This window comes from Rhodococcus sp. NPDC019050, from assembly GCF_055664235.1.
Genome location: NZ_JBVOON010000003.1, coordinates 307,679 through 332,458, shown reverse-complemented (window position 1 = coordinate 332,458; position 24,780 = coordinate 307,679). Strand labels below are relative to the sequence as shown.

The 24,780-nt window shown below is 67.1% G+C and carries 26 protein-coding genes; 17 read left to right on the top strand and 9 right to left on the bottom strand.

Annotated features, from left to right (window positions below; all coding sequences use genetic code 11):
• Positions 1–31 precede the first annotated feature (31 nt).
• The 4 genes from lysS (at position 32) to AC0B44_RS06140 (ending at position 6,386) form a co-directional block, all read left to right on the top strand.
• A complete protein-coding gene (gene lysS, locus AC0B44_RS06155; RefSeq protein ID WP_471902035.1) occupies positions 32–1,543 on the top strand; it encodes a lysine--tRNA ligase in 1,512 nt (503 codons plus the stop codon).
• A gap of 100 nt (positions 1,544–1,643) precedes the next feature.
• Positions 1,644–2,003, top strand: coding sequence for a histone-like nucleoid-structuring protein Lsr2 (locus tag AC0B44_RS06150; protein ID WP_471902034.1), 360 nt, complete (start codon positions 1,644–1,646; stop codon positions 2,001–2,003).
• Between the two features lie 153 nt (positions 2,004–2,156).
• Positions 2,157–3,587: a phospholipase D-like domain-containing protein gene (locus AC0B44_RS06145; RefSeq protein WP_471902033.1), complete on the top strand. Its 1,431-nt coding sequence runs from the start codon at positions 2,157–2,159 to the stop codon at positions 3,585–3,587.
• A 258-nt stretch (positions 3,588–3,845) separates the two neighbouring features.
• Positions 3,846–6,386: an ATP-dependent Clp protease ATP-binding subunit gene (locus tag AC0B44_RS06140; RefSeq protein ID WP_471902032.1), complete on the top strand. Its 2,541-nt coding sequence runs from the start codon at positions 3,846–3,848 to the stop codon at positions 6,384–6,386.
• Between the two features lie 75 nt (positions 6,387–6,461).
• Here the strand turns inward: AC0B44_RS06140 and AC0B44_RS06135 are convergent, their stop codons facing one another.
• Positions 6,462–7,064, bottom strand: coding sequence for a TIGR03086 family metal-binding protein (locus tag AC0B44_RS06135; protein WP_471902031.1), 603 nt, complete (start codon positions 7,062–7,064; stop codon positions 6,462–6,464).
• A gap of 167 nt (positions 7,065–7,231) precedes the next feature.
• On the opposite strand from AC0B44_RS06135, the gene AC0B44_RS06130 reads away from it, so the two are divergent.
• Entirely contained in the window at positions 7,232–7,672 is a 441-nt protein-coding gene (locus tag AC0B44_RS06130; protein ID WP_471902030.1) for an OsmC family protein, read from the top strand.
• Positions 7,673–7,726: 54 nt separating this feature from the next.
• Positions 7,727–8,428, top strand: a complete 702-nt coding sequence (locus tag AC0B44_RS06125; protein ID WP_471902029.1) for a DsbA family oxidoreductase — start codon at positions 7,727–7,729, stop codon at positions 8,426–8,428.
• Here the strand turns inward: AC0B44_RS06125 and AC0B44_RS06120 are convergent.
• Positions 8,404–8,916, bottom strand: a complete 513-nt coding sequence (locus tag AC0B44_RS06120; RefSeq protein WP_471902028.1) for a DUF1990 family protein — start codon at positions 8,914–8,916, stop codon at positions 8,404–8,406. The two genes, AC0B44_RS06125 and AC0B44_RS06120, sit on opposite strands and share 25 nt — an antisense overlap.
• The gene (locus AC0B44_RS06115) at positions 8,916–9,221 is read right to left on the bottom strand and encodes an antibiotic biosynthesis monooxygenase family protein (protein ID WP_471902027.1); all 306 of its coding nucleotides are present in this window, start codon (positions 9,219–9,221) and stop codon (positions 8,916–8,918) included. Before AC0B44_RS06115 ends, AC0B44_RS06120 begins: the two co-directional genes overlap by 1 nt.
• Before the next feature lie 33 nt (positions 9,222–9,254).
• Here AC0B44_RS06115 and AC0B44_RS06110 point away from each other — a divergent pair, with 33 nt between their 5' ends.
• Complete coding sequence (locus AC0B44_RS06110; RefSeq protein ID WP_471902026.1) at positions 9,255–9,992, top strand: alpha/beta fold hydrolase; 738 nt, start codon at positions 9,255–9,257, stop codon at positions 9,990–9,992.
• Here AC0B44_RS06110 and AC0B44_RS06105 read toward each other — a convergent pair.
• Positions 9,976–10,899 carry an HhH-GPD family protein gene (locus tag AC0B44_RS06105; RefSeq protein WP_471902025.1) on the bottom strand — a complete coding sequence of 308 codons (924 nt, stop codon included), beginning with the start codon at positions 10,897–10,899 and terminating at the stop codon, positions 9,976–9,978. The two genes, AC0B44_RS06110 and AC0B44_RS06105, sit on opposite strands and share 17 nt — an antisense overlap.
• Before the next feature lie 93 nt (positions 10,900–10,992).
• Here AC0B44_RS06105 and AC0B44_RS06100 point away from each other — a divergent pair, with 93 nt between their 5' ends.
• Together AC0B44_RS06100 and AC0B44_RS06095 are read left to right on the top strand one after the other, a co-directional pair.
• Positions 10,993–11,619, top strand: coding sequence for a carbonic anhydrase (locus tag AC0B44_RS06100; RefSeq protein ID WP_471902024.1), 627 nt, complete (start codon positions 10,993–10,995; stop codon positions 11,617–11,619).
• Positions 11,620–11,676: 57 nt separating this feature from the next.
• Positions 11,677–12,420 (top strand): hypothetical protein, encoded by a 744-nt coding sequence (locus AC0B44_RS06095; RefSeq protein ID WP_471902023.1) that lies wholly within the window; start codon positions 11,677–11,679, stop codon positions 12,418–12,420.
• Between the two features lie 8 nt (positions 12,421–12,428).
• On the opposite strand, the gene disA is transcribed toward AC0B44_RS06095, so the two are convergent.
• Positions 12,429–13,511: a DNA integrity scanning diadenylate cyclase DisA gene (disA, locus tag AC0B44_RS06090; RefSeq protein WP_471902022.1), complete on the bottom strand. Its 1,083-nt coding sequence runs from the start codon at positions 13,509–13,511 to the stop codon at positions 12,429–12,431.
• Positions 13,512–13,610: 99 nt separating this feature from the next.
• Between disA and AC0B44_RS06085 the strand changes: the two genes are divergently transcribed.
• Positions 13,611–14,174: a PaaI family thioesterase gene (locus AC0B44_RS06085; RefSeq protein ID WP_471902021.1), complete on the top strand. Its 564-nt coding sequence runs from the start codon at positions 13,611–13,613 to the stop codon at positions 14,172–14,174.
• 23 nt (positions 14,175–14,197) lie between these two features.
• Here AC0B44_RS06085 and dinB read toward each other — a convergent pair whose 3' ends face one another.
• From dinB to AC0B44_RS06070, 3 genes are all read right to left on the bottom strand, one after another.
• Positions 14,198–15,472 carry a DNA polymerase IV gene (gene dinB / locus AC0B44_RS06080; RefSeq protein ID WP_471902020.1) on the bottom strand — a complete coding sequence of 425 codons (1,275 nt, stop codon included), beginning with the start codon at positions 15,470–15,472 and terminating at the stop codon, positions 14,198–14,200.
• Positions 15,473–15,506: 34 nt separating this feature from the next.
• The gene (gene radA, locus AC0B44_RS06075; RefSeq protein ID WP_471902019.1) at positions 15,507–16,898 is read right to left on the bottom strand and encodes a DNA repair protein RadA; all 1,392 of its coding nucleotides are present in this window, start codon (positions 16,896–16,898) and stop codon (positions 15,507–15,509) included.
• Between the two features lie 82 nt (positions 16,899–16,980).
• Positions 16,981–17,595, bottom strand: coding sequence for a copper chaperone PCu(A)C domain-containing protein (locus AC0B44_RS06070; RefSeq protein WP_471902018.1), 615 nt, complete (start codon positions 17,593–17,595; stop codon positions 16,981–16,983).
• Between the two features lie 276 nt (positions 17,596–17,871).
• Between AC0B44_RS06070 and AC0B44_RS06065 the strand changes: the two genes are divergently transcribed.
• The 5 genes from AC0B44_RS06065 to rlmB are packed head-to-tail and all read left to right on the top strand — an operon-like array spanning position 17,872 to position 21,960.
• Positions 17,872–18,360 (top strand): CarD family transcriptional regulator, encoded by a 489-nt coding sequence (locus AC0B44_RS06065; RefSeq protein WP_072702544.1) that lies wholly within the window; start codon positions 17,872–17,874, stop codon positions 18,358–18,360.
• Positions 18,361–18,395: 35 nt separating this feature from the next.
• A complete protein-coding gene (gene ispD, locus AC0B44_RS06060) occupies positions 18,396–19,103 on the top strand; it encodes a 2-C-methyl-D-erythritol 4-phosphate cytidylyltransferase (RefSeq protein WP_471902017.1) in 708 nt (235 codons plus the stop codon).
• A 6-nt stretch (positions 19,104–19,109) separates the two neighbouring features.
• A complete protein-coding gene (gene ispF / locus AC0B44_RS06055; RefSeq protein ID WP_471902016.1) occupies positions 19,110–19,586 on the top strand; it encodes a 2-C-methyl-D-erythritol 2,4-cyclodiphosphate synthase in 477 nt (158 codons plus the stop codon).
• An 11-nt stretch (positions 19,587–19,597) separates the two neighbouring features.
• Positions 19,598–20,992, top strand: a complete 1,395-nt coding sequence (gene cysS / locus AC0B44_RS06050) for a cysteine--tRNA ligase (protein WP_471902015.1) — start codon at positions 19,598–19,600, stop codon at positions 20,990–20,992.
• Positions 20,992–21,960, top strand: coding sequence for a 23S rRNA (guanosine(2251)-2'-O)-methyltransferase RlmB (gene rlmB / locus AC0B44_RS06045; protein WP_471902014.1), 969 nt, complete (start codon positions 20,992–20,994; stop codon positions 21,958–21,960). Before cysS ends, rlmB begins: the two co-directional genes overlap by 1 nt.
• A 60-nt stretch (positions 21,961–22,020) precedes the next feature.
• Here the strand turns inward: rlmB and AC0B44_RS06040 are convergent, their stop codons facing one another.
• On the bottom strand, positions 22,021–23,007 hold the full coding sequence (locus tag AC0B44_RS06040) for a lipase family alpha/beta hydrolase (protein WP_471902073.1): 987 nt from the start codon (positions 23,005–23,007) through the stop codon (positions 22,021–22,023).
• A 168-nt stretch (positions 23,008–23,175) separates the two neighbouring features.
• Between AC0B44_RS06040 and AC0B44_RS06035 the strand changes: the two genes are divergently transcribed.
• Positions 23,176–23,718 carry a hypothetical protein gene (locus tag AC0B44_RS06035; RefSeq protein ID WP_471902013.1) on the top strand — a complete coding sequence of 181 codons (543 nt, stop codon included), beginning with the start codon at positions 23,176–23,178 and terminating at the stop codon, positions 23,716–23,718.
• A 10-nt stretch (positions 23,719–23,728) separates the two neighbouring features.
• Positions 23,729–24,769 (top strand): alpha/beta hydrolase, encoded by a 1,041-nt coding sequence (locus AC0B44_RS06030; protein ID WP_471902012.1) that lies wholly within the window; start codon positions 23,729–23,731, stop codon positions 24,767–24,769.
• The last annotated feature ends 11 nt before the right edge of the window (positions 24,770–24,780 follow it).

Below are 24,780 nucleotides of genomic sequence, written 5' to 3'. Positions count from 1 at the left end.
CGTCCTGGGCTTTCGGATAGTCTGATTACCCGTGAGTGATGCCAGCGTTCAGCAGCCCGACGACACCCCCGAGCAGATCCGGGTCCGCCGCGACAAGCGCGAACGGCTCTTGGCGGAGGGTAAGGATGCTTATCCGGTCGTCGTGCCGCGGACGCACACCTTGGCGCAGATCCGGGCCGCGTATCCCGACCTCGAACCCGACGCCACGACCGGCGAGCACGTGGGCGTGGCCGGACGCATCATCTTCCTCCGTAACACCGGCAAGCTCTGCTTCGCGACTTTGCAGGAGGGCGACGGCACCCAGCTCCAGGTCATGATCAGCCTTGCCGGTGTCGGCGAGGACGCTCTGGCCGCGTGGAAGGCCGAGACCGACCTCGGTGATTTCGTCTTCGTCCACGGTGAGGTCATCAGTTCGCGCCGCGGTGAACTCAGCGTCATGGCCGACTCCTGGAACATGGCGTCGAAGGCACTGCGTCCGCTGCCGGTCGCGCACAAGGAAATGAACGAGGAGACACGCGTTCGTCAGCGTTACGTCGACCTCATCGTCCGGGCGGATGCGCGCAAGAATGCGCGGATGCGTGTCGCGGTGGTGCGTGAACTGCGGAATGCTCTCGAACGCCGCGATTTCCTCGAGGTCGAGACGCCGATGCTCCAGACGCTGCACGGTGGTGCTGCGGCCCGTCCGTTCGTCACCCATTCGAACGCGCTCGACATCGATCTGTATCTGCGTATCGCTCCCGAGTTGTTCCTCAAGCGGTGCGTCGTGGGCGGGATCGAGAAGGTCTTCGAGATCAACCGGAATTTCCGCAACGAAGGCGCGGACTCCACGCACTCTCCCGAATTCTCGATGCTGGAAACCTACGAGGCATACGGCACCTACGACGATTCGGCGAAGATGATCCGCGAGGTCGTCCAGGAAGTTGCGATGGCCGTCTTCGGCAGCCACGTCGTGACATTGGCCGACGGCAGCGAATACGACTTCGGGGGTGAATGGAAGACCCTCGAAATGTACCCGTCTTTGTCGCAGGCGATCGGTGTCGAGGTGACTCCGGATACCACCGTCGAGGAATTGAAGGCGCTCGCCGAACGCGTCGATCTCGCGGTTCCCGAGGGCAAGGGCTGGGGCCACGGCAAGCTTGTCGAGGAACTCTGGGAGCACATGTGCGGCGACCAGTTGTACACGCCCACATTCGTGCGCGATTTCCCGGTGGAGACGTCCCCTCTCACGCGTGACCATCGCTCGGTCAAGGGTGTCACCGAGAAATGGGACCTCTACGTTCGCGGCTTCGAACTCGCCACGGGCTACTCGGAACTCGTCGACCCGGTGATCCAGCGTGAACGTTTCGTCGACCAGGCGCGACTCGCGTCCGCAGGTGACGACGAGGCGATGGTTCTCGACGAGGATTTCCTCGCCGCCATGGAACAGGGAATGCCGCCCACGACCGGCACGGGAATGGGAATCGACCGTCTGCTGATGGCGCTCACCGGCCTCGGAATCCGGGAAACAATCCTGTTTCCGATTGTTCGTCCGACCACGCGTTAATTCCGCACGCCGAGTTTCGTATTGCCACGGGTTAATTCCGGGGTATCGTGGTCGTGTCCCGGGGGGGACCGCTTTCTTCATTCGAGAGGATTCTCAACACATGGCAAAGAAGGTCACCGTCACTCTCATCGACGATGTGGACCAGGAAACGGCCGCAGATGAATCGGTGGAGTTCGGACTCGATGGAGTTACCTACGAGATCGACCTGTCGGAAGAAAATGCTGCCAAGTTGCGCGACCAGTTGGAATTCTGGATCGAGCACGCACGAAAGGTCGGGGGCCGCAAGCGTGCCAAGGTCGGCCCGTCGGCCGCACCCGCGACGCGAAAGCCCGCACGTGCGGGTTCGGATCGCGAACAGACTGCCGCCATTCGTGAATGGGCACGGAACAACGATTGGCCCGTCTCCGCACGTGGCCGGATCTCCGCCGAAATCGTAGAGGCCTACAACCAGGCCCACTAGGAATTCGACCCGGTAGTGATGCCACGGGGGCGTCGTCACGATGTGGCGGCGCCCCCGATTGCATCACGGTCGCCGGCTGTGACCAGCGAGCATCACTTGTTTTCCGGAACACATTTCGGGGGGCCTCATCCACGCCGGAGTAGCATCCGCAGGATGGTTGACAGAGTGCTCGAGCCAGGAAAAACGTGTTGGCGTACCGCGCGTGCCGACAATCTTACTTCGATCGTCGACGCCGCCACGTATTTTCATCACGTAAAATCAGCCATGCTCGATGCGAAGAAACGCATCATGCTCATCGGGTGGGATTTCGACACCAGGATCCAATTCGAGCCGAACGGTAAGACCCTCGAGGGCCCGAACAAGCTCGGTGCGCTGTTGAAGTGGCTTCCGGAGCGTCGTCCCGACCTCGAGATCTATCTGCTCAAGTGGAATATCGGTGCGTTCAGCGCGCTCGGGCGAGGTATGACCCCCGTGTTCGTGCTGGATTGGTTCACCGATTCCCGCCTGCACCTCGAAATCGACGGGGCACACCCGGTCGGTGCCGCACACCATCAGAAGATCATCGTCGTCGACGACACGATCGCGTTCTGCGGCGGTATCGACATGACGGTCGACCGCTGGGACACCTCCGACCATGCCGACCGGAGCCGGTACCGCCGTGAGCCGAGCGGCAAGCGCTACGGCCCGTGGCACGACGTCACCACAGCGGTGGACGGCGAGGCTGCCCGGGCGCTGGGCGAACTGGCGAGAGCCAGGTGGAAGGCCGCCACCGGCGTCGAACTCGGACCCGTGGACGGAACCGAGCCGATCTGGCCCGACGGACTCGAGCCAACCGTGCGTGACGTCGATGTCTCGATCGCACGGACGCTGCCGAAGTACGGCGATCAAGAGGGCGTGCACGAGATCGAAGCCCTGTACCTCGCCATCATCGAGAAGACCCGCCACACCCTCTACCTGGAGAGTCAGTACCTGGCGTCGCGCACCCTCGCTGAGGCTCTCGCAGCGCGGTTGCAGGAACCGGACGGGCCGGAGATCGTGCTCGTCATCCCGCGTAACGCGGACGGATGGCTCGAGCAGAAGGCGATGGACGGCGCACGACGGGCCCTGCTCCACCTCCTGTGGGACGCCGACGTGCACGGCCAATTCGGCGCCTACTATCCGGTCACCGAGGGCGGTAATCCGATCTACGTGCATGCCAAGGTCGTCGTGATGGACGAGAACCTGCTGCGGATCGGCTCCTCGAACCTCAACAACCGCTCCATGGGGTTCGACACCGAGTGCGACCTCGCGATCGAAGCGGCAGAACCGGGGGATCGGGTAGGCAGGGCGGCCGTCGACCTGCGCAACACGTTGCTCGCGGAACACCTCGGCGTGGACGTGGCGCAGATCGCGGAGGCCACCGCGGATGGTGGTTCGTTGCTTGCGGCGGTCGAACGCTTCCGGGGACCCGGCCGCTCCCTGCGCCCGTTCGAACCCGGTATCGTCGATGGTGAGGACAGCGTGCTCGCCGAGAGCAGCCTCGCCGACCCCGAGCGGGCCCCCGAGAGCATCGGGCGGCGGTTGCAACGCGTCCTCGCAGGCTGACGACCTGTTCGCTTGTGGCGTACAGCTTGCGGAAACGTATCCGCCACGTGCAGCGTTACACCCATTAGCCGGGTTTTCCAGTACCCACGAAGGGTAGAGGGAGAGCGGGTCGATACCACGCCAACTAGAGTGGGCAGTGGGAACGTGGAACCTTCACCGGTTCCGATGAACGACTCGAGTGCCGGAGCGAAGAGCGGCAGCAGAGATCCGGGACGATCTCGTATCGGATTCTGCGGCCGGAGAGTGTGAGGGAGTGCGATGTTCGAAAGGTTCACCGATCGCGCGCGGCGCGTCGTTGTCCTGGCTCAAGAAGAGGCCAGGATGCTCAACCACAACTACATCGGCACGGAGCACATCCTCCTCGGCCTCATCCACGAGGGTGAGGGTGTGGCGGCGAAGTCTCTCGAGTCGTTGGGGATCTCCCTCGAAGGCGTCCGTAGCCAGGTCGAAGAGATAATCGGCCAGGGCCAGCAGGCACCGTCCGGGCATATTCCGTTCACCCCCCGTGCCAAGAAGGTCCTCGAGCTGAGCCTGCGCGAAGCGCTGCAGCTGGGCCACAACTACATCGGCACCGAGCACATCCTCCTCGGCCTCATCCGTGAGGGCGAAGGCGTGGCCGCTCAGGTCCTCGTCAAGCTCGGAGCCGACCTCAACCGCGTCCGGCAGCAGGTCATCCAGCTGCTGTCCGGTTACCAGGGCAAGGAACCCGCGGAGTCCGGCACGAGCCGCGGCGAGTCCGGCACCCCGTCGACGTCGCTCGTCCTGGATCAGTTCGGCCGCAACCTGACGCAGGCCGCGCTCGAAGGCAAGCTCGATCCGGTCATCGGACGGGCCAAGGAAATCGAGCGGGTCATGCAGGTGCTCTCGCGCCGCACCAAGAACAACCCGGTGCTGATCGGCGAGCCCGGTGTCGGTAAGACGGCCGTCGTCGAGGGCCTCGCGCAGGCCATCGTCAACGGTGAGGTTCCCGAGACCCTCAAGGACAAGCAGCTCTACACGCTCGACCTCGGGTCCCTGGTGGCCGGCAGCCGTTACCGCGGTGATTTCGAGGAGCGCCTGAAGAAGGTGCTCAAGGAAATCAACAGCCGCGGCGACATCATCCTGTTCATCGACGAGCTGCACACGCTCGTCGGCGCAGGTGCAGCCGAAGGCGCGATCGACGCCGCGTCGATCCTGAAGCCGAAGCTGGCCCGCGGTGAGCTGCAGACCATCGGCGCGACCACTCTCGACGAGTACCGCAAGTACATCGAGAAGGACGCCGCTCTGGAACGCCGCTTCCAGCCGGTGCAGGTCGGCGAACCGACCGTCGAGCACACCATCGAGATCCTCAAGGGTCTCCGCGACCGGTACGAGGCGCACCACCGCGTCTCGATCACCGACAAGGCGCTCGTTGCGGCGTCGACCCTCGCGGACCGCTACATCAACGACCGGTTCCTGCCGGACAAGGCGATCGACCTCATCGACGAGGCGGGCGCGCGCATGCGCATCCGCCGGATGACCGCACCGCCGGACCTGCGCGAATTCGACGACCGGATCGCCGACGCCCGTCGCGAGAAGGAATCGGCGATCGACGCGCAGGACTTCGAGAAGGCCGCGAGCCTGCGCGACAAGGAGAAGCAGCTCGTCGCGCAGCGTGCCGAGCGTGAGAAGCAGTGGCGTGCGGGCGACCTCGACGTGATCGCAGAGGTCGACGAGGAGCAGATCGCGGAAGTTCTCGCGAACTGGACCGGTATCCCCGTGTTCAAGCTCACCGAGGAGGAGACCACCCGTCTGCTCCGCATGGAGGACGAGCTGCACAGGCGGATCATCGGCCAGGAGGATGCCGTCAAGGCCGTCGCGAAGGCGATCCGTCGTACGCGTGCCGGCCTGAAGGATCCGAAGCGTCCGTCCGGCTCGTTCATCTTCGCCGGACCGTCGGGTGTCGGTAAGACCGAGCTGTCCAAGGCGCTGGCGAACTTCCTGTTCGGCGAGGACGACGCGCTCATCCAGATCGACATGGGCGAGTTCCACGACCGGTTCACCGCGTCGCGTCTGTTCGGTGCCCCTCCCGGCTACGTCGGGTACGAAGAGGGCGGCCAGCTCACCGAGAAGGTGCGCCGCAAGCCGTTCTCCGTGGTTCTCTTCGACGAGATCGAGAAGGCCCACCAGGAGATCTACAACACGCTCCTGCAGGTCCTCGAAGACGGCCGTCTCACCGACGGTCAGGGACGCACGGTGGACTTCAAGAACACGGTGCTGATCTTCACGTCGAACCTCGGTACGTCGGACATCTCGAAGGCTGTCGGCCTGGGCTTCACCCACGGCAGCGACAGCGGGTCCAACTACGAGCGGATGAAGAACAAGGTCAACGACGAGCTCAAGAAGCACTTCCGGCCGGAGTTCCTCAACCGTATCGACGACATCATCGTCTTCCACCAGCTGACGAAGGATCAGATCATCCAGATGGTCGATCTGATGATCGGACGCGTGGAGGTGCAGCTGAAGAACAAGGACATGGGCATCGAGCTCACGGAGAAGGCGAAGTCGCTGCTCGCGAAGCGCGGTTTCGATCCGGTTCTCGGCGCTCGTCCGCTCCGTCGCACCATTCAGCGCGAGATCGAGGATCAGCTCTCCGAGAAGATCCTGTTCGGCGAGATCGGCCCCGGCCAGATCGTGCTCGTCGACGTCGACAACTGGGACGGCGAAGGCGCCGGCGAGAACGCGAAGTTCACGTTCACGCCGAGCGAGAAGCCGGCCGAAGTGCCCGACACCCCGGCGGTCGTCATGGCGAAGACTCCCGAAGGGGATCCGGAAGCCTGACATCGAACCGGAAACAACGCCGAGGGGCGGTACCCGCAAGGGTGCCGCCCCTCGGGCGTCGAGGTGGTCGTGTCGTCAGGTGCCGGTGCGGCGCATCCACGGCTCGGTCACCCGGCCGCACCAGTTCGCGAGCCGCTCGGTCGGTCCCGCATCCGGTGCCGCGTCGACAACCGGCCCGAACGGCAGGCCCTCCCGCGGCGACGCGGGGAGGACTCGCTGCATGACCTCGTAGGCAGCCTGGGCCAGTTGCGGGTCCGCCTCCGTGTCCTGTCCGGTGGCGGCAGCGAGGTCCCAGCCGTGCACGAGTACCTCGTTGAGCGAGACGAGCACCGCGGCCCGGCCCGGGAATGTCCCCCACGGTGCCGTGACGGACGTGTCCAGGAGTGCGTCGTCACTCCACACCTTCCAGTACCGCTCGGTGACGGCGTCCAATGTGCCGGGCCAATCGTCGTCGGACGAGGAGAGGGACTCGGGAACCGTGTGCACATCCCCACCCTCACCGATGACCCGCCCGCGGTCGATGGTCGAGGCGAGATGACCGAGAAGGGTCCGGACGTCGAATTCGGTGCACGGGGTGGGATCGGTCAGCTGGTCGGGCCGGACACACGCGAACAGGTCGCCCGCCCACCCGAGCGCGCCGCGGAACAGAGGACGAGGGTCGTGCTGGGGTGTGGTCATGCAAGCAGCATCGGCGGTGTGGGCGACGGGTCTTGTCGTGAATCCGACGAGCGATGCCGTATCGAGACCTTCCGGCCCACGTGTTGCCGGCGAGGCGCGCGGGTGTGGGTTCGGCCGGGGACGGGTACGCGACCGAGGAAGCCGACAACGACAGGAAGGACTACACGATGCCCACAAGGACCGCGCGAACCGCTTGGAACGGTGATCTTCAAAAAGGCTCCGGACAGGTGGAACTGACGAGTTCGGGACGCGGCACGTTCGACGTCTCGTTCCCGAAGCGGTCGGCGGAGAACGCCGACGGCACCACCAGCCCCGAAGAACTGATCGCTGCCGCCCACTCGGCGTGCTACGCCATGCAGTTGTCCGCACTCATCGCGGAAGCAGGCGGAACCCCACAAAGCCTCGATGTCAGCGCCGATGTGTCGCTCGGACCGGACCCGGCCGGCGGTTTCCGGCTCACAGGTATCACTTTGAAGGTGCGCGGCGAGGTCGACGGACTCGACGCCGACGGTTTCACGAAGGCAGCCGAGGACGCGAAGGCGGGTTGCCCGGTGAGCAAGGCTCTGACCGGAGTGGACATCTCGCTGGACGCCGCCCTCGAGTCCTGAGGGAAGACGACTCCTGAGGGAACACCGGGCGGGGCGAGCGTGTTGGATGGGTGCGTGACCCTTCCACACGCTGCTCCGTCCACCGTCCACGTCGAAGTGTGGTCGGATATCGCCTGTCCCTGGTGCTACATCGGCAAGCGCCGGTTCACTGCGGCACTCGGCACGTTCGAGCACCGTGACCGTGTCCGCGTCACGTGGCGTTCGTACCAGTTGGCGCCGGACACGCCGGTAGGGAACCGCACACCCGAGTCCGAGGCGCTCGCGAAGATGAAGGGCATGCCCGTCGAGCAGGTCCGGCAGATGTTCTCCCAGGTCTCCGCAGCGGCCGCCGACGTCGGCCTGGACATCGACTTCGACACGGTGATCTCGGCGAACACGTTCGACGCACACAGGTTGCTGCATCTCGCCGGTGCGCAGCGCGACGCGCTGCTCGAGGCGCTGTTCCGGGCGCATTTCGTCGAAGGCGAGGTCGTCGACGACCGGGAGACCCTGATGCGTATCGCCTCGTCGGTGGGTCTGGACGCGGACGCCGTCCGCGCCGATCTCGAATCCGGAGCAGCCTCGGATGCGGTGCGCGCGGATCTGCGCGAGGCACGCGACCTCGGTGTCACCGGCGTCCCGTTCTTCGTCGCCGACCGGGCGGTCGCAGTGTCGGGAGCACAACCCGAGAACGTCTTCCACATGCTGTTGCAACGCGCGATCGACGACGCGGACGCGCGTGCAGGCGAGGATCAGTCGCCGAGCGCCGCCAGATAACGGCGAGCAGTCCGGCGCTGCAGGAGAAGTCCCACCGGGCCGGCGAGCCGCGTGAACCAGCGGCCGGGCCGGGAGAATGCGATCACCCGCCCGACCACCCGCCCGTCGGCGCGGTGTTCGACGAGGAAGCTCTCTTCTCCGACCTCCGGATGCCCGGCGAGGGTGCCGTAGGTGAATCCGCGACGCTGCGGGGTGTCGACGACCTCGACCACCCGGCACCCTGCGGTCAGCCGCAGCGGACCGACGCCGAATCCGAGTTGCACCTCGGCGCCCACCGCCGCCGCAGGCGTACCTCGGGCGACATGAATCCCCGCTGCGCGGTGCATGTCCCACGCGAACAACCGGGCAACGGCGGTGTCGAACACGGCAGGGCCGCTGCCGAGTTCACGCTCCACGTCGAGGTGGTGGTATCCGGGAGGTAGCACGCCCAGCGACGCGCCGACCTCCGGATACGTCAACCCGCGCCCGGAGCCTCCGGGCCCGGTCATCAGGACTTCTTGACGTCCAGTACGACTTCGAACTCCAGCAGCGACGCTCCGGACGCGACGGGGCTCTTCGCTTCGCCGGCGTGCGCGGCGCGGGCGCCACCGTCACGCCACGCCGCGAAATCTTCCTCGGTTTCCCACTGGGTCACCACGAAGTAGCGGTTCTCGCCCGCAGTGGGACGCAGCAACTGGAAGCCCAGGAATCCGGGGGAGTTCTCCACCGTGTGCGCGCGATTGGCGAAGCGCTTCTCCAGCTCGGGTCCGGCGCCTTCGGGGATTTCGATTGCGTTGATCTTCACGACTGCCATGAGCGCGAGACTACTCCGCTACCTTGGGCGACTGTGTTGCATGACGAAGGTGGTAGCGGACGGCCGATCCTGTTGTTGCACGGTCTGATGGGCAGCGCGCGGACATGGCGTCGCCAGGTGCCGTGGCTCCGGGAGCACGGGCACGTGTACTCGTTCGACGCGGCGGGCCACGGTCGCCCGGCGCCGGCGGATCTGTGCACCGAAGCGTTCGTCGCCGATGTGGCTGCGCACCTTCCCGACGACACCGGACCGTTCGTCGTGATCGGGCATTCGATGGGCGCGCTGCACGCGTGGTGTCTGGCCGCAGCGCATCCCGGAAAGGTCACTGCGCTCGTCCTCGAAGATATGGCACCCGATTTCCGCGGCCGTACCGCCGAGAACTGGGCGGCGATGGTGTCGCAGTGGCCGCAGCCGTTCCCCGACGACGACGCGGTGATCGACTTCTTCGGCCCGGTCGCCGGACGCTACTTCCTCGATTCGTTCGAGCGTCGCGCGGACGGCTGGTACCTGCACGGTGACGTCGCGACCTTCCGCGACATCTCGGAAGAGTGGGGACGACGGCACTTCTGGGACCAGTGGACGGGACTGACCGTGCCTGCCTTGCTCGTCGAAGGGGAGTTCACGATCACGCCGCCCGGGCAGATGCGGGAGATGGCGACGCGGCCGGGAACCGACTACGTCCGCATCGCGGGTGCGGGACACCTCGTGCACGACGACCGGCCCGACGAGTACCGCGCGGTCGTCGAACGGTTTCTCACGACTCTGTCGTGATCCCCACCGCGCTCGGAACAACCTGGCGGGGCCCCGCTTCCCCCGCAAGGGCGAACAGGCCGTCGTCGGTCTGTTCGACGAGTCCGTCGACGAGAAGTGAGTGCAGTGCCCGGTCACGCTGGCCGGGGTCGGTGAGCCACACACTGTCGAGCACCGGACGTTCCACCGGCCCCGTGCTGTCCCGGAGAACGGCCATCAGGCGTCCACGCACCTGACGGTCGGTGCCGGCGAACTTCTGCACGCGTTTCGCGGGACCGTCGTGGGCCGGGCGGCCCGCCTGCACCCAGGCGCATTCCGGGAGCGGGCACCGGCCGCAGTCGGGGGTACGCGCGGTGCAGATCGTCGCGCCGAGTTCCATCAGGGCAGCGGAGAACGTCGCCGCACGTGTGCGGGCACGCGGAAGCATGGCTTCGACATCGGCGAGATCCCGCGTGGTGGACGGATTCCCCGGTTCGGCCCGGCCGTGCTCGGCGCGCGCCACGACTCGGCGGACGTTGGTGTCGACCACAGGAACACGCCGGCCGTAGGCGAAGCACGCGACCGCCCGCGCGGTGTAGGCGCCCACACCCGGCAGCGTGAGAAGCACATCCACGTCCTCGGGGACCCGGTCGCCGTGCTCCGCGGCGAGCACCCCCGCGCATTCGTGCAGGCGCAACGCGCGACGCGGGTATCCGAGCTTTCCCCACGCGCGCAGAACGTCGGCCTGACTCGACGCCGCCATCGCCGACGGCACCGGCCAGCGGCGTACCCACTCCTCCCAGATCGGCGCGACCCGCACGACCGGGGTCTGCTGCAACATCACCTCGGACATGAGGATCTGCCAGCCCGTCACACCGTCGCGGCGCCACGGCAGGTCGCGTGCTTCCGCGGCGTACCAACGCACCAGCGATGTGGCGTCAACAGGCATTTCTTCTCCTCCTGTCCCGGATACGGGACCTTTGTGCACGGCAGTGGGACCACTGCGTGAGGGTCGCGAAGGTCCCGGGTGAATAATGCCCTTATGCCCAATTCAAACCCGATCTCCGCGTGGAAAGCTCTGACCGAGGGTAATCAGCGGTTCGTTTCCGGTACCCCGCTGCACCCGAGCCAGGGGATCGACCGACGGGCCGAACTGGTCAACGGACAGCATCCCACCGCAGTGTTGTTCGGTTGCGGTGACTCCCGTGTCGCTGCCGAGATCATCTTCGACCAGGGCCTCGGTGACATGTTCGTCGTCCGGACTGCCGGCCACGTCATCGACAGCTCGGTTCTCGGCTCGATCGAATACGCAGTCGAGGTGCTCGGGGTTCCGCTGATCGTGGTGCTCGGTCACGACAGCTGCGGCGCCGTCGGTGCCACCTTGACAGCACTCGACACCGGCGAGGTTCCCCGCGGGCACATCCGCAGCATCATCGAGCGGGTCGCTCCGTCGATCCTGATGGGCCGCGCGGACGGCCTGTCCACGGTCGACGAACTCGAGGGTCGCCACGTGGTCGAAACGGGCCTGCTCCTCACCGACCGGTCCCGGATCATCGCCGAACGAGTTGCCGACGGACGGTGCGCGATCGTCGGCGTCACCTACAAGCTGGACGACGGTCACGTCCAGTTGCAGGGGCACATCGGTGACATCGGTGTGACCTCGGACTGAGCGACACGCCGGGCGCTATGCCGCAGCGGGTCCGGCCCGGCACTTACCGTGTGAGGCGTGTTCGAACCAACCGGCCCGCTGCCCCCCGAGATCTACCGGCGACGACGCATCCTCGCGATCACCGTCCTGGTGGTCGTGCTGGCGCTGGTCGTGTGGCTCGTCGTCGCCCTGACCGGCGGCGGCGGTGATGCCGAGCCGGAACCCGCCGCAGCCGCGTCCACGCTGACCTCGAGCACGAGTGCGCCCGAAAGTTCCGCGGAGAGCGCGGGCAGCGAGAGCACGGGCTCGTCGAGCGGGTCGTCGGACTCGGGCGGTGAGACGTCCGGTTCCACCACCTCGGCGTCGGAAGGCGAATCCGAGACCACGCCGTCCGGCACGGCGGCATCGTCGGAGACGGCTCCGCCCGGTCAATGCCCCGACCAGTCGCTCGCGGTGCGCGTCACCGCCGACGAGCCGAACTACCAGGTCGGTACCGAACCCGGGTTCACGATCGTCATCACCAACATCGGCACCACCAAGTGCGACCGCGACCTCGGAGCCGGGCTTCAGCAGGTGCTCGTGTACAGCCTCGACGGGAACGAGCGGCTCTGGTCGAACACCGACTGCTTCGCGGAGCCGACCACCGATATGCGCACCCTGGAACCGGGCGATCAGGCCGCCTACTCCGTCAAGTGGTCCGCCTCGACGTCCGAGCCGGGATGCGAGACGCCGCGCGAACCCGTCGGCCCGGGGGCCTACACGGTGGTGGGTCAGCTCGGCGGTCTGCGCAGCACGCCGGAGCCGTTCAACATCACGCCCTGAACCGGGCGTCAGTCGTAGTGATTGATGGCCGATTCGGCCAGCCGTGAGAGTCCCTCGCGGATGTACCGCGCCCAGAGTGCACCGATGCCGTCGACCGCCTGCAGATCCGCCGCGGTCGCGGCGAGCAAGCCCTGCAACGTGCCGAACGCGGCCACGAGGCGGTGAATCTGCTGCGACTGCAATCGCGGCACGCGGTGCAGCACCCGGTAGCCACGGGGGCTCATGGGCGCGTCCAGCGCCTCGATGGTGTTGGGATAACCGAACGCCCGCGAGAGGGTGGTCAGGTCCAGCAGGTCGGGGTCGCTGAGACCGGCGAGACGGTCCATCGCCCGTTCGACATCGAGTGTCGAGGGGGCGTCGTCGCCCGACAGGTAGTCGCGGACGATCAGCTGACGGGCGAGCTGATTGTCGCCGACGAGTTCCTCGAGCTGCAGCGCCAACTGCCTGCCGTCCGTGCCGAGTTCGAGCACGTCCTGCTCGATCTCCACCGACAGACGGTGCATCATCTCGAGCCGCTGCGCCACGGTGAGGGCGTCGCGGAGCGTGACGATGTCCTCGATCTCCACCACCGACAGTTGCCGCGTGACGTCGTCGAGCCGCGCTTTGTAGCGTTCGAGGGTGGAGACGGCCTGGTTCGCGCGCGAGAGGATCGTCGCGGAATCGTTGATCACGTGGCGGCGCCCCGCGACGTACACGCTGACGATGCTCATCGACTGGCTCACCGACACGACGGGATAGCCCGTTTCGATGGCCGTGCGCTCCGCTGCTCGGTGCCGGGTACCTGACTCGACCGTCGGGATGCTCGGGTCGGGCACGAGCTGGACGTTGGCGCGGACGATACGAGTGCCGTCGGTGGAGACCACGACGGCCCCGTCCATCTTCGACAGCTCTCGCATCCGGGTCGGGGCGAATTCGACGTCCAGTTCGAACCCGCCGTCGCAGAGCGCCGCGACCTTCTCGTCGAATCCGAGAACGATCAGTCCACCCGTCCGGCCGCGCAGGATGCGTTCCAGTCCGTCGCGGAGGGCGGTACCGGGCGCGAGTCGGGCGATGGTGTCGCTCAGCGTCGCGGACCGCGCCGACTCGGTCATGTGGCAGATTCCTTCCGTGTCCCGGACCCTGCGGTCGTGGTCACATTCTGGGGAGGGAAGAAAAAGGCTCCCGTGACCGCGCAACTACATTACTTGTTCATGAGCAGTACCTGGATCTTGCCCGACGACCTCGTTGTACCCGAACTTCCCGCGGACCACCCCGGCCCGGGCGCCACCGTTCCCCAGCACTGGTCCAAGTGCTTCGGATGTGGAGACGACCAGCCCACCGGTCTCGGTATGGAGTTCACCACCGGCGAGGGTCTCGAGGTGATCGGCCGGTTCGAGGTCGCCAAGCGCTACCAGGGCGGGCCGGGATTCATCCACGGCGGCATCTTGATGACGGCGTTCGACGAAGCGCAGGGAATGGCGTGCAACGCTGCGCTCAGGTCGGCTGTGGTCACCGCGCATCTGGGCATCGATTTCGCGCGTCCCATTCCCCTCGGTGCGGTGCTCGAACTGCGGTCCCGTGTCGAAGGCACGGTGCGTCGCAAGGTCTACACCCGTTCGGAGGCGCGGATCGTCGACGGACCGCTCGCAGATCCCGACGTCGTCGTGGGGTCGTCGTACGGGTTGTTCATCGTGGTCGGACACGAGCACTTCGCCAAGGGGAAGGATTTCGTCGACGGTCTGCCCGCAAGCGACCACGACATTTCCGCCGTCTGACATCTCCGGCGCGACCTCGGACATCACGCCTGCACGTCGGGCAGCAGCGGTACGCCGGGCCGATGGTCGCGGCCGAGCAACGTCGCGGACGTCACCGAGCCCGCGCCGAACTTGCCGTGCAGGTGGTCGAGAACCGAATCGAGTGCGTGCCGGTCGATCGGCGGATGCGTGAGTCGGCGCGGCGTTTCGGCGGCCGCTGCGTCCGGCCGCGGGGAGCCTGTCGGCACCTCGGCGTCGAAAGGCAACTCCAGTTGCTCGGTGCCCTCCCCGTCGAGGTTGGTGACGGCGATGCCCACCAGTGTCACGCCTCGCTCGGCGATGAGCGGGCGAGCCGACGCGAGAAGTTCGCGGGCGGCGTCACCGATCAGGTCGGTGCGTGCCGTGGGACTACCGAGTGTGTGCGACCGCGTGACGCGGGCGTAATCGGCAAACCGCAGTCGCAGGACGACGGTGCGCCCGAGGCGATGTGCCCGTCGCATGCGGCGGCACACCCGGTCGACGAGTAGTTGCAGCGTCGCCTCCACGGACTCTGCGCTGTGTGGTCCCCGGCCGAGGGCATGCTGGGCGCCCATCGAACTACGCCCGCGATGCCGGACGGCGCGCGGATCGTGTCCGAGCGCGAGGGCGTGCAGATGACGTCCCGACGCCCCGCCGAGGAGGGCGACGAGATCGGATTCGGAGTGGTGGGCGATGTCGCCGACCTTCCGCAACCCGTGGGCGTGCAGTCTCGCGGCGGTGACCTTGCCGACGCCCCACAGTCGTTCGACCGGCAGGGGATGCAGGAAGTCGAGTTCGCCGTCGGGCGGAACGAGGAGCAGTCCGTCCGGTTTCGCGACACCGCTCGCGACCTTGGCGAGAAACTTCGTGCGGGCGATGCCGACAGTGATGGGCAGGCCGACCTCGTCGGCCACTGCGCGCCTCAGTCGTGCAGCGATCTCGACGGGTTCGCCCGAGATGCGGCGCACCCCCGACACGTCGAGGAAGGCCTCGTCGATGGAGATGCCCTCGACGATCGGCGTCGTGTCGTCGAATACGGCGAACACGTCGCGTGACGCCTTCGTGTAGGCCTCCATGCGAGGCGGAACGGAGATCACCTCGGGGCAGAGTGCTCGCGCCGCGCGGCCCGACATCGCGGTTTTGATTCCGTAGGCCTTCGCCTCGTAACTGGCGGCGAGGACCACGCCGCCGCCGACCACGATGGGCTTTCCCCGCAGCCACGGATCGTCGCGCTGCTCGACCGACGCGTAGAACGCGTCGAGGTCGGCATGCAGGATCGTGGCTTCATCGGACACGAACATATGTTCGCATGCGGGGGCGGCACGATGCCCGTGATCAGCGGGACAGCGTCGACAGGGCCTGCCCGACATTGGTGACCTCGGTGGATTTCATCCCCTTCGGCACGCCCTCGACGCCGCGCGGGACCACCCCGCGGGTGAACCCCAGCCTGTTTGCCTCGGCGAGCCTGCGCCCCGCACCCGCGACGCGTCGCACCTCGCCGGCGAGGCCGACTTCTCCGAGCAGCACGGTGCCGGCGGGTACCGGCTGATCTCGCACCGCGGAGGCGACCGCGAGCGCCAGTGCGAGGTCGGCGGACGGGTCGGTGATCCGCATACCGCCGACGGTGGACGCGTAGACGTCGCAGTTGCCGAGCTTGCCGAGCCCACAGCGACGCTCGAGCACCGCGAGGACCATGGCCACCCGCGCCGAGTCGAGTCCGCTCACGGCGCGGCGCGGTGACGGGTTGTGGGTGGGCACCACCAGCGCCTGCACTTCGCCGAGAAGTGGCCGCTTTCCGTCCATGGTCACGGTGACCGCCGTGCCGGGAACCGCTTCGTCGCGGTGCTGCAGGAACAGCCCGGACGGATCGCTGACCCCGACGATGCCGTTCTCGGTGAGTTCGAAGCAGCCCACCTCGTCGGCGGCGCCGAAACGGTTCTTCACTCCACGGACCATGCGCAGCGTCGAGTGCTTGTCGCCTTCGAAGTGCAGCACCACGTCGACGAGGTGCTCGAGCGACCTCGGCCCGGCGACGGCACCGTCCTTCGTGACGTGGCCGATCAGGAGCACCGGAACGCCGCTGGACTTCGCGAGCGAGGTCAACGCGCTCGTCACCGCCCGGACCTGGGTGACGCCGCCGGTGACGCCGTCGACGTCGGCGGCGAGCATCGTCTGCACCGAGTCGACGACGAGGAGCGTCGGACGGACCTGCTCGACATGCCCGAAGATCGTCGCGAGGTCGGACTCCGCCGCGAGGAACACCCGGTCGTGCACCGCACCGGTCCGGTCGGCGCGCAACCGCACCTGTCCCGCCGATTCCTCACCGGTGACGTACAGGGCACGCTCGTCGCTGCCGCGCTGCGCCCAACGATGGACCACTTCGAGGAGCAGGGTCGATTTGCCGACACCCGGTTCTCCGGCGAGAAGGACGACCGAACCGGGCACGATGCCGCCACCGAGCACGCGGTCGAGTTCGTCGACACCCGTCGACTTCGCGTAGGTGGCCTTGCCGTCGATCTGCGACAGCGGGGTGGCCGGGGTGGACGGCAGCACCGCCGCCGCGCCGGCGCGCGCGAGGGTGGTTCCGGCACGCGCCGCCACGGCCGTGGGCTGGGGGGTGGCTTCGTCCATGGACCCCCAGGTCCCGCATTCGGGGCAGCGGCCGACCCACTTCCCGACGGTGTGTGCGCAGTCGGAACAGCGGTAGAGCGACTTGGTTTTTGCCACCGCCGGAGGATAGTGGCCCGCCCCGACAGGAAAGACCCCGGTCGAGCAGTGCTCGACCGGGGTCTTTCGGACTGTGGGTACGCTAGTGCGCTTCGCCGACGATGGGCGACATGTCGGACTCGTCGCGCGGAAGGATCGGTCCTGCGTCGATCGGCACGGAGACGGTCAGGTCACCGGCTTCGGCGAAGGAGAACGTGACGGGCACGGTCAGTCCCGGCCGGACGAGCTCGTTCAGGCCGACCAGTTCGACGGTCGTGATGCTCGGCGCGTCGGGCGGGGTCTCCTCGGTCTGCGCGGGCTGAGGAGCCTCGTCGAGGGCGGCCGTCTCGGTGGACTCACCGGCGACGACGGACGACTGCGGAGCAATCTCGATCTCGTCCGCATTCACGGAGTCCGCGAACTCGGTGGAGATGTCGGTGAGCACGTCGGGGGTGTACGGGTCGAGGTTCACCACCGTGAAGCCGAGCAGCGCGGTGCCACCCGGTTCGATGCTGTACTCCTCGGAGTTCGGGTAGATCACGTGCACGTTGCGCAGCGCGATCGATCCGACCTCGGCGTTGTTGCCGTTGATCGCCGCGACCTGAATGGCGGTCTGGCTGATCTGGCCGGCACCGCACGCCGACAGCGTGAGCGTCGCTCCGGCCGCCAGGGCGAGGGCGGTCACGACTCGCCGAGTCGGCGCTTTGAGAGCAGTCACGGGTTCCTCCATCGAGTAAGGCTCGCAATCCACTAGGCAGAGTAGTAGTCAGCGAGCGACCTGTGTACGGCGGGGCCGGAACTCGTAACTTTTGATGTCGCCGCCCGAAAGCCCGGACATGCCCACTCCCTAAGGGTGACACACGTCACATAATGCACGGAACCGACTGCCTGTCAACCCCTGCGCTCACGTATCGATGCCCCTGACCTGCACCGTTGATGGGAGGACGGGGTAGTCACGTGTTAAACTCGGTGAATCGAAAGGGGCACGGGACACATGATTTTCAAGGTCGGAGACACCGTCGTATACCCCCACCACGGTGCGGCGCTGATCGAAGCTATCGAAACGCGCACCATCAAGGGTGAGCAGAAGGAATATCTGGTTCTGAAAGTCGCGCAGGGCGACCTCACAGTGCGAGTTCCTGCAGATAACGCAGAGTACGTCGGAGTTCGCGACGTTGTTGGACAAGAGGGCCTCGACAAGGTTTTTCAGGTGTTGCGCGCGCCGCACACCGAAGAGCCGACCAACTGGTCGCGGCGGTACAAGGCCAACCTCGAGAAGTTGGCCTCCGGCGACGTCAACAAGGTCGCGGAAGTTGTCCGCGACCTGTGGCGCCGGGAGCAGGACCGCGGCCTTTCCGCAGGTGAGAAGCGAATGCTTGCCAAGGCTCGTCAGATCCTTGTCGGCGAACTCGCTCTCGCGGAAGGCACGGACGATGTCCGCGCCGCGAGCATGCTCGACGAGGTTCTCGCAGCCGCGTCCTGAGTGGCGAGCCGCGTGAAGAACCCCGAACACAGCAAGTGAACGATCGCAACGGGCCGGTCGTCGGAATCATTCCGGCGGCCGGCCGCGGCGTTCGTCTGGGTGAAGAACTGCCCAAGGCGTTCGTCGAACTGGACGGCCGGACCATGCTCGATCGAGCGGTCGAATCGATGCTCGACTCGGGTGAGGTCGACCGCGTGGTCGTCGTGGTCCCGCCGGAACTCGCCGCGACACCGGCGGAGCAACTGGTGCGCGCCCCCTTTTCGGAGCGGGTATCGGTCGTTGCGGGAGGTGCGGAGCGTGCCGATTCGGTGCGTGCCGGGCTCGCCTGCGCACCGGGCGCGCGCTTCGTGCTCGTGCACGATGCGGCCCGGGCGCTCACCCCGCCAGAGATGTTCACCCGAGTGGTGGCGGAACTGCGCCGCGGGAGCGACGCGGTGATACCGGTGCTGCCGGTCACCGACACCATCAAGAGCGTCGATGCCGAAGGTGCCGTCACCGGCACCCCTGATCGCGCGACCCTGCGCGCAGTGCAGACACCGCAGGGTTTCGACGTCGCACTCCTTGCCCGCGCGAACACCGACGTCGGTGATGCCACCGACGATGCCGGACTCGTCGAGCGGCTCGGGGAGCGTGTCGACACCGTCGCGGGCGACCCGCTGGCCTTCAAGATCACCACACCGTTGGATCTCATCCTGGCGCGAGCGCTGCTCGCGGCCGGGGCCAGAACCGTAGAGGAGCGCTGAACCGTAGTGCGTGTCGGAATCGGAACGGACGTGCATCCCGTCGAGGCGGGCCGACCGTGCTGGATGGCCGGACTGCTGTTCGAGGGCGCCGACGGATGCTCCGGGCATTCCGACGGAGACGTCGCGGCCCATGCGCTGTGCGACGCGTTGCTGTCCGCCGCCGGCCTCGGCGACCTGGGAACCGTCTTCGGCACCGACCGGCCCGAGATGGCAGGAGCATCGGGTGCGGCCATGCTGTCCGAGGTGCGCCGCCTCCTCGCCGAATCCGGATGGACGATCGGCAACGCGGCAGTCCAGGTGATCGGCAACCGCCCGAAGATCGGGCCTCGGCGCGAGGAGGCGCAGCTCGTGCTGTCCGACGTGCTGGGTGCCCCCGTCTCGGTGTCCGCGACGACCACCGACGGCCTCGGATTGACCGGACGAGGCGAGGGTGTGGCGGCGATCGCCACTGCGCTCGTCCTGCAGCAGAGCGACGACCGGTAGGATCGACGGTCGTGACCTTGCGCCTTTACGACACCGAAACGCGGGATGTGCGGGAATTCGTGCCGCTCGTCCCCGGCCATGCCTCGGTGTACCTGTGTGGTGCCACCGTTCAAGGCGAGCCCCATATCGGCCATGTGCGCAGTGGCGTCGCATTCGACGTTCTACGCAGATGGCTCGCGGCCCAGGGTATGGATGTCGCGTTTGTGAGAAACGTCACAGACATCGAGGACAAGATCCTTCGCAAAGCCGCGGAAGCCGGGCGCCCCTGGTGGGAGTGGGCGGCCACCTTCGAGCGGGCGTTCAACCGGGCCTACGACGCGCTCGGTGTGCTTCCGCCGTCGATCGAGCCCCGCGCGACCGGGCACGTCACTCAGATGGTCGACCTGATGGAACGACTCATCGCGGCGGGCCATGCGTACCCCTCCGACGGCAACGTCTACTTCGACGTGAAGAGCTACCCCGAGTACGGGTCGCTGTCCGGGCACAAACTCGACGACGTGCACCAGGGTGAGAGCGCAGGGCTCGGCAAGCGCGACCCGCGCGACTTCACCTTGTGGAAGGCAGCGAAGCCGGGCGAGCCCTCGTGGCCGACACCGTGGGGACGCGGCCGTCCCGGATGGCATCTCGAATGCTCTGCGATGGCCACGTTCTACCTGGGCGGCACGTTCGACATTCATTGCGGGGGAATGGATCTCGTCTTCCCGCATCACGAGAACGAAATTGCGCAGGCGCGTGCGGCGGGCGACGGTTTCGCCCGGTACTGGCTGCACAACGGCTGGGTGACCATGGGCGGCGAGAAGATGTCCAAGTCGCTCGGCAACGTGCTGTCGGTGCCGAACGTGCTGACCAAGGTGCGGCCGCAGGAGTTGCGGTACTACCTCGGCAGCGCGCACTACCGTTCGATGCTCGAGTACTCCGAGGCAGCGCTCCAGGAAGCGGCCGCCGCCTACCGGGGACTCGAATCGTTCGTCCTCAAGACCCGCGACCGCGCGGGGGAGGTTCCGGTCGGCACGTGGACGGACGCCTTCGCGGACGCCCTCGACGACGATCTCGGTGTGCCCAAGGCACTCGCCGAGATCCACGGCCGCCGCAGCGAGGGCAACAAGGCACTCGACAACGGTGATCTCGACGAGGCAGTCCGGATCGCGTCGCAGGTGCGCGCGATGCTCGGAATTCTCGGAGTCGACCCTCTCGATGCACACTGGAGTGACTCCACCGCCGATCGATCGGCGGCCCTGGAAGCGCTCGACGTGCTCGTCTCCGCGGATCTCGTCCGCAGGCAGAATGCGCGAGCAGACAAGAACTGGGCGATCGCCGACGAGGTGCGCGACCGGTTGACAGCGGCAGGTATCGAAGTGACCGATACGCCGAACGGACCCGAGTGGTCTCTGAAAGCAGGACAGTGATGGCAGGCAATTCCCAGCGCCGCGGCGCGATTCGTAAGGGCGGAACCAAGAAGGGGCAGGTCGTCGGCTCCGGCGGTCAGCGTCGTCGTGGTCTGGAACCGCGCGGTGCGACACCCAAGGCCGAGGATCGTCCGTACCACGCCGCAGCGCGGCGATCCCGCGCCGCCGCGAAGGCGACGGACACCTCTCGTGGCGGTGGACGGCGTCCGGCCGGCCGCAAGCCCGAGGACGGACCGGAGATGGTGCTGGGCCGCAACCCGGTCGTCGAGTGCCTGCGCGCCGAGGTTCCCGCGACCGCGCTGTACGTCGCGGTGGGAGCGGAAGCGGACGAGCGACTCAAGGAAGCCGTGCAACGGGCGGCCGACATGGGCATCTCGATCCTCGAGGTGTCGCGCGCCGAACTCGACCGTCTGTCCACCAACGGAATGCACCAGGGCATCGGTCTCCAGGTGCCGCCGTACCGGTACGTGCATCCCGACGACCTGCTGACCCGGGCCAAGGAGCACCACGAGAAGCCGCTGTTGGTGGCGCTCGACAACATCTCGGATCCACGCAACCTCGGTGCCGTCATCCGCTCGGTGGCCGCGTTCGGCGGTCACGGTGTGGTCATTCCGCAGCGTCGTTCGGCGTCGGTGTCCGCTGTTGCCTGGCGTACCAGTGCGGGCGCTGCGGCACGCTTGCCCGTCGCGCGAGCCACGAACCTGACCCGCACGCTCAAGGACTGGCAGGCACAGGGTGTGCGTGTCGTCGGTCTCGACGCCGGTGGAGACACCACGCTCGACGAGTTCGACGGCACCGATCCGGTGGTCGTCGTGGTGGGCTCGGAGGGCAAGGGCCTGTCTCGACTCGTGCGCGAAACCTGCGACGCGGTGCTGTCGATCCCGATGGCCGGCGACGTGGAGTCGCTCAACGCGTCCGTCGCCGCGGGCGTCGTGCTCGCCGACATCGCCCGGCAGCGCCGCGCGTAGCGTCACCCGACCGACACACGACACCGCGACCGCCGATCACCTCGGCGGTCGCGGTCGTTTCTACGGCGCGGGTGCGGTGGGCGACCATCCCGTGAACGGCGGGACCGACACACACGGCACGGGTCGCGGGTGGTCCGAGTCGAGAGCGTTGAGGACGACGGCCGCCGCCACCGGATCGTTGACGATGGCGACGTGTTCGGCCCAGTCCGCCTCGCAGTGGTCCTGCAGCACGAAGTTCGTGGCGTTGTCGGCTTCGCGGTATCCGCTGGTGTGCGGGAGCACCAGTTCGTCGTATCGCGTGATGATGTTGGTGTAGCGGACCTCGGGCGCGTACACGCCGTCGGCGTGCAGGTCCCGGAACCACTGGGAGCCGGCGAGTACCTGCGGGCACGCCCCGCAGCCGACGGTCGCGACGAGTTGTTCGAGTTCGTCGCGCAGGCCTGCCTGGCCGAAGAGCGAGAAGGTCGCCTCGAGCAGGAACGCGTGGCTGCCGTCCCACAGCGGTGCGAGGGAGATGTGGTTTCGCACCTTGGTGTTGCCGCCCAAGCGATTGAGGTAGTACGTGGGCATGAGCGTGCCCTGCGAATGACCGACGAGGCTCACCTTCTCCGCCCCGGTGGCCTCGAGAACCCGGTCGACGAATGCGGCCAGTTCGACGGCGCTCTGTTCCATGGGTTTCAGGCCGCCGATCGCACTGAACGGCCACGGCAGTTCGGGATAGTTGCCGTAGGTGAGCGCGAAGACGCAGTAACCCTCGTTGGCGAGCAGCGGAGACAGGTAGGCCCAGTTGTCCTGTCGATTACCGGCCGTTCCGTGCACGAGGACCACCGGGTCCGGGTGCTCCTCGGAGGGTTCACACGACCAGTCGTTGGAGCCGGGTGCAGATCCTCCCGGGTTTGCGAGTTCCATCCCGATGCCGTCGAGAAACGTCGGACCGAGTGGATACTGCTGTGGCACAGTGTCTTCGGCGTGCGCGATGCCGCCTCCCGCCATCGTCGCTGCCCCGACGATCGCTGTGCCCATGACCGCGGCCAATATCCGACGCATCACGTCCCTGCCCCTGTCCCCGCCCGTAGATGTCGTGAGGAAGTTAACAGAAATTCTCGAGAGGGACGAGGTTTCGCTCCGGAATCGGAAGATTCGGGCATACCGATCGGTGTGGAACCCCTCAGGACGGGGTAAAGAAGCACAACAGTCGACGTGGGGAGGCACCGTATGTACAGCGCTCGATTCGACGGTCGGTTCGAGGTATCACCGCCTCTGAACGCCGGGGAGATCGAGTTCCTTCGGGCCTTCGCCGGCCCCCCGAGCGGGCCGCACAACGCGGGACGGGACGGTCTGCCGTCGCGGGGCCGTCCGATGTCGTGGTGCCAGTGGGTTCCCACGGACGACGGTTCTGCTCTGGCGTGGGACGGTGACGAGCAGTTCTTCCGGCACGCCGAATGGCTGGCCTATCTGATCGATTCGTTCCTGTCGCCGCGTGCTCGCATGCGGCGGGTGTTGCGGGGACGCCGCGACCGGTTCCCGAAGGCACTGTCGCACTTCACGTTCGATCACGTGGTCGACGGCGTCGTCTCGGTGCACTCGAGTGCGGGTGAAGAGGAATGGATCACGGTGCGGGACAATGTCGTCCGGACCGTCTCCCAGGTGAGCGACCGTTTCCGGTCCGAGGCGACGCGTCCCGTGCGGGGTACGTGCCTCGGCGGGATCCACCGTCCGGAGCACGGAGCCGTTCCGGAAGCGACCGCAGTCCTCTAGTGTTGCGGCTGTGCCCGCTCCGCTCCCGCTGCGTACCAGAATCTTTGCCCTGTTCGAGGGGTTGACCGGCGCCTCCATAGCCGACGAGCCGCCCGAGGCCATCCCTGCTCGACGTGTCCGCCGGGAAAAGTTGCTTTCGTCCCCGGTGGGGCGTTGGGTCGCGGGCCGGCCGCACCGGAACGCGCACATCGTCGACCGCACCGTCGAGTTGCCGCCCGCCGAGATCGCGGGATTGGAGCCGCCCGCCGGACCCGTCGTCGTGCGCGTGCGCATCTACCGCCCACCGGCTTCGGGGTCCGGTCCTCTTCCCGTCGTCGTGCTCTTCCACGGCGGAGGCTGGGTGCTCGGCAATCCCGAACAGGACGAGTGGTGGGCGAGCCACATGGCGGTGGAGTCGCCGTGCGTCGTCGTGTCGGTCGATTATCGTCTTGCGCCCGAACATCCCTACCCCGCAGCCGTATTCGACTGCTGGTCGTCGGTTCTGTGGGTGGCCGAGCATGCCGCAGAACTCGGCGTCGACCCGACACGGATCGTGGTCGCGGGCGACAGCGCCGGTGGCAACCTCGCCGCGGTTGTTGCAGATCTGGCCGCGCAGGCCGGCGCGCCCGCATTGGCGGGGCAGGCGCTGATCTATCCGGGAACCGAGATGGAGGACGTCTTTCCGTCCGAGCGCGAGCACGCCGAGGCGCCGGTCCTGACGTCGCGCGGCATGCGGGCGTTCGTCCGTCTCTATCTCGCCGGCGCGGACCCGTACGCTCCCACTGCCGCACCCTTGCGCGGCGGTCTGGCCGGCGCTGCGATTCCGGCACTGATCCAGGTCGCCGGACACGACCCGTTGCGCGACAACGGTGTCCTCTACGCGGAGGCGCTCCGCGGCAAAGGCGGTGACGTCACGTTGACCGAGTACGCCAACGCGGTGCACGGATACCTGAGTTTGCCCGGGATCTCGCCGTCCGCGCGGCGCGCGCTCGCCGAAGTGGTCACCTTCGTGCGTCGGGTGACAGGCGCGAAGACCCCGGGGGAGAAGCCGCAGACCCGCTCGGAGAACTGAGCAGCGTCCGG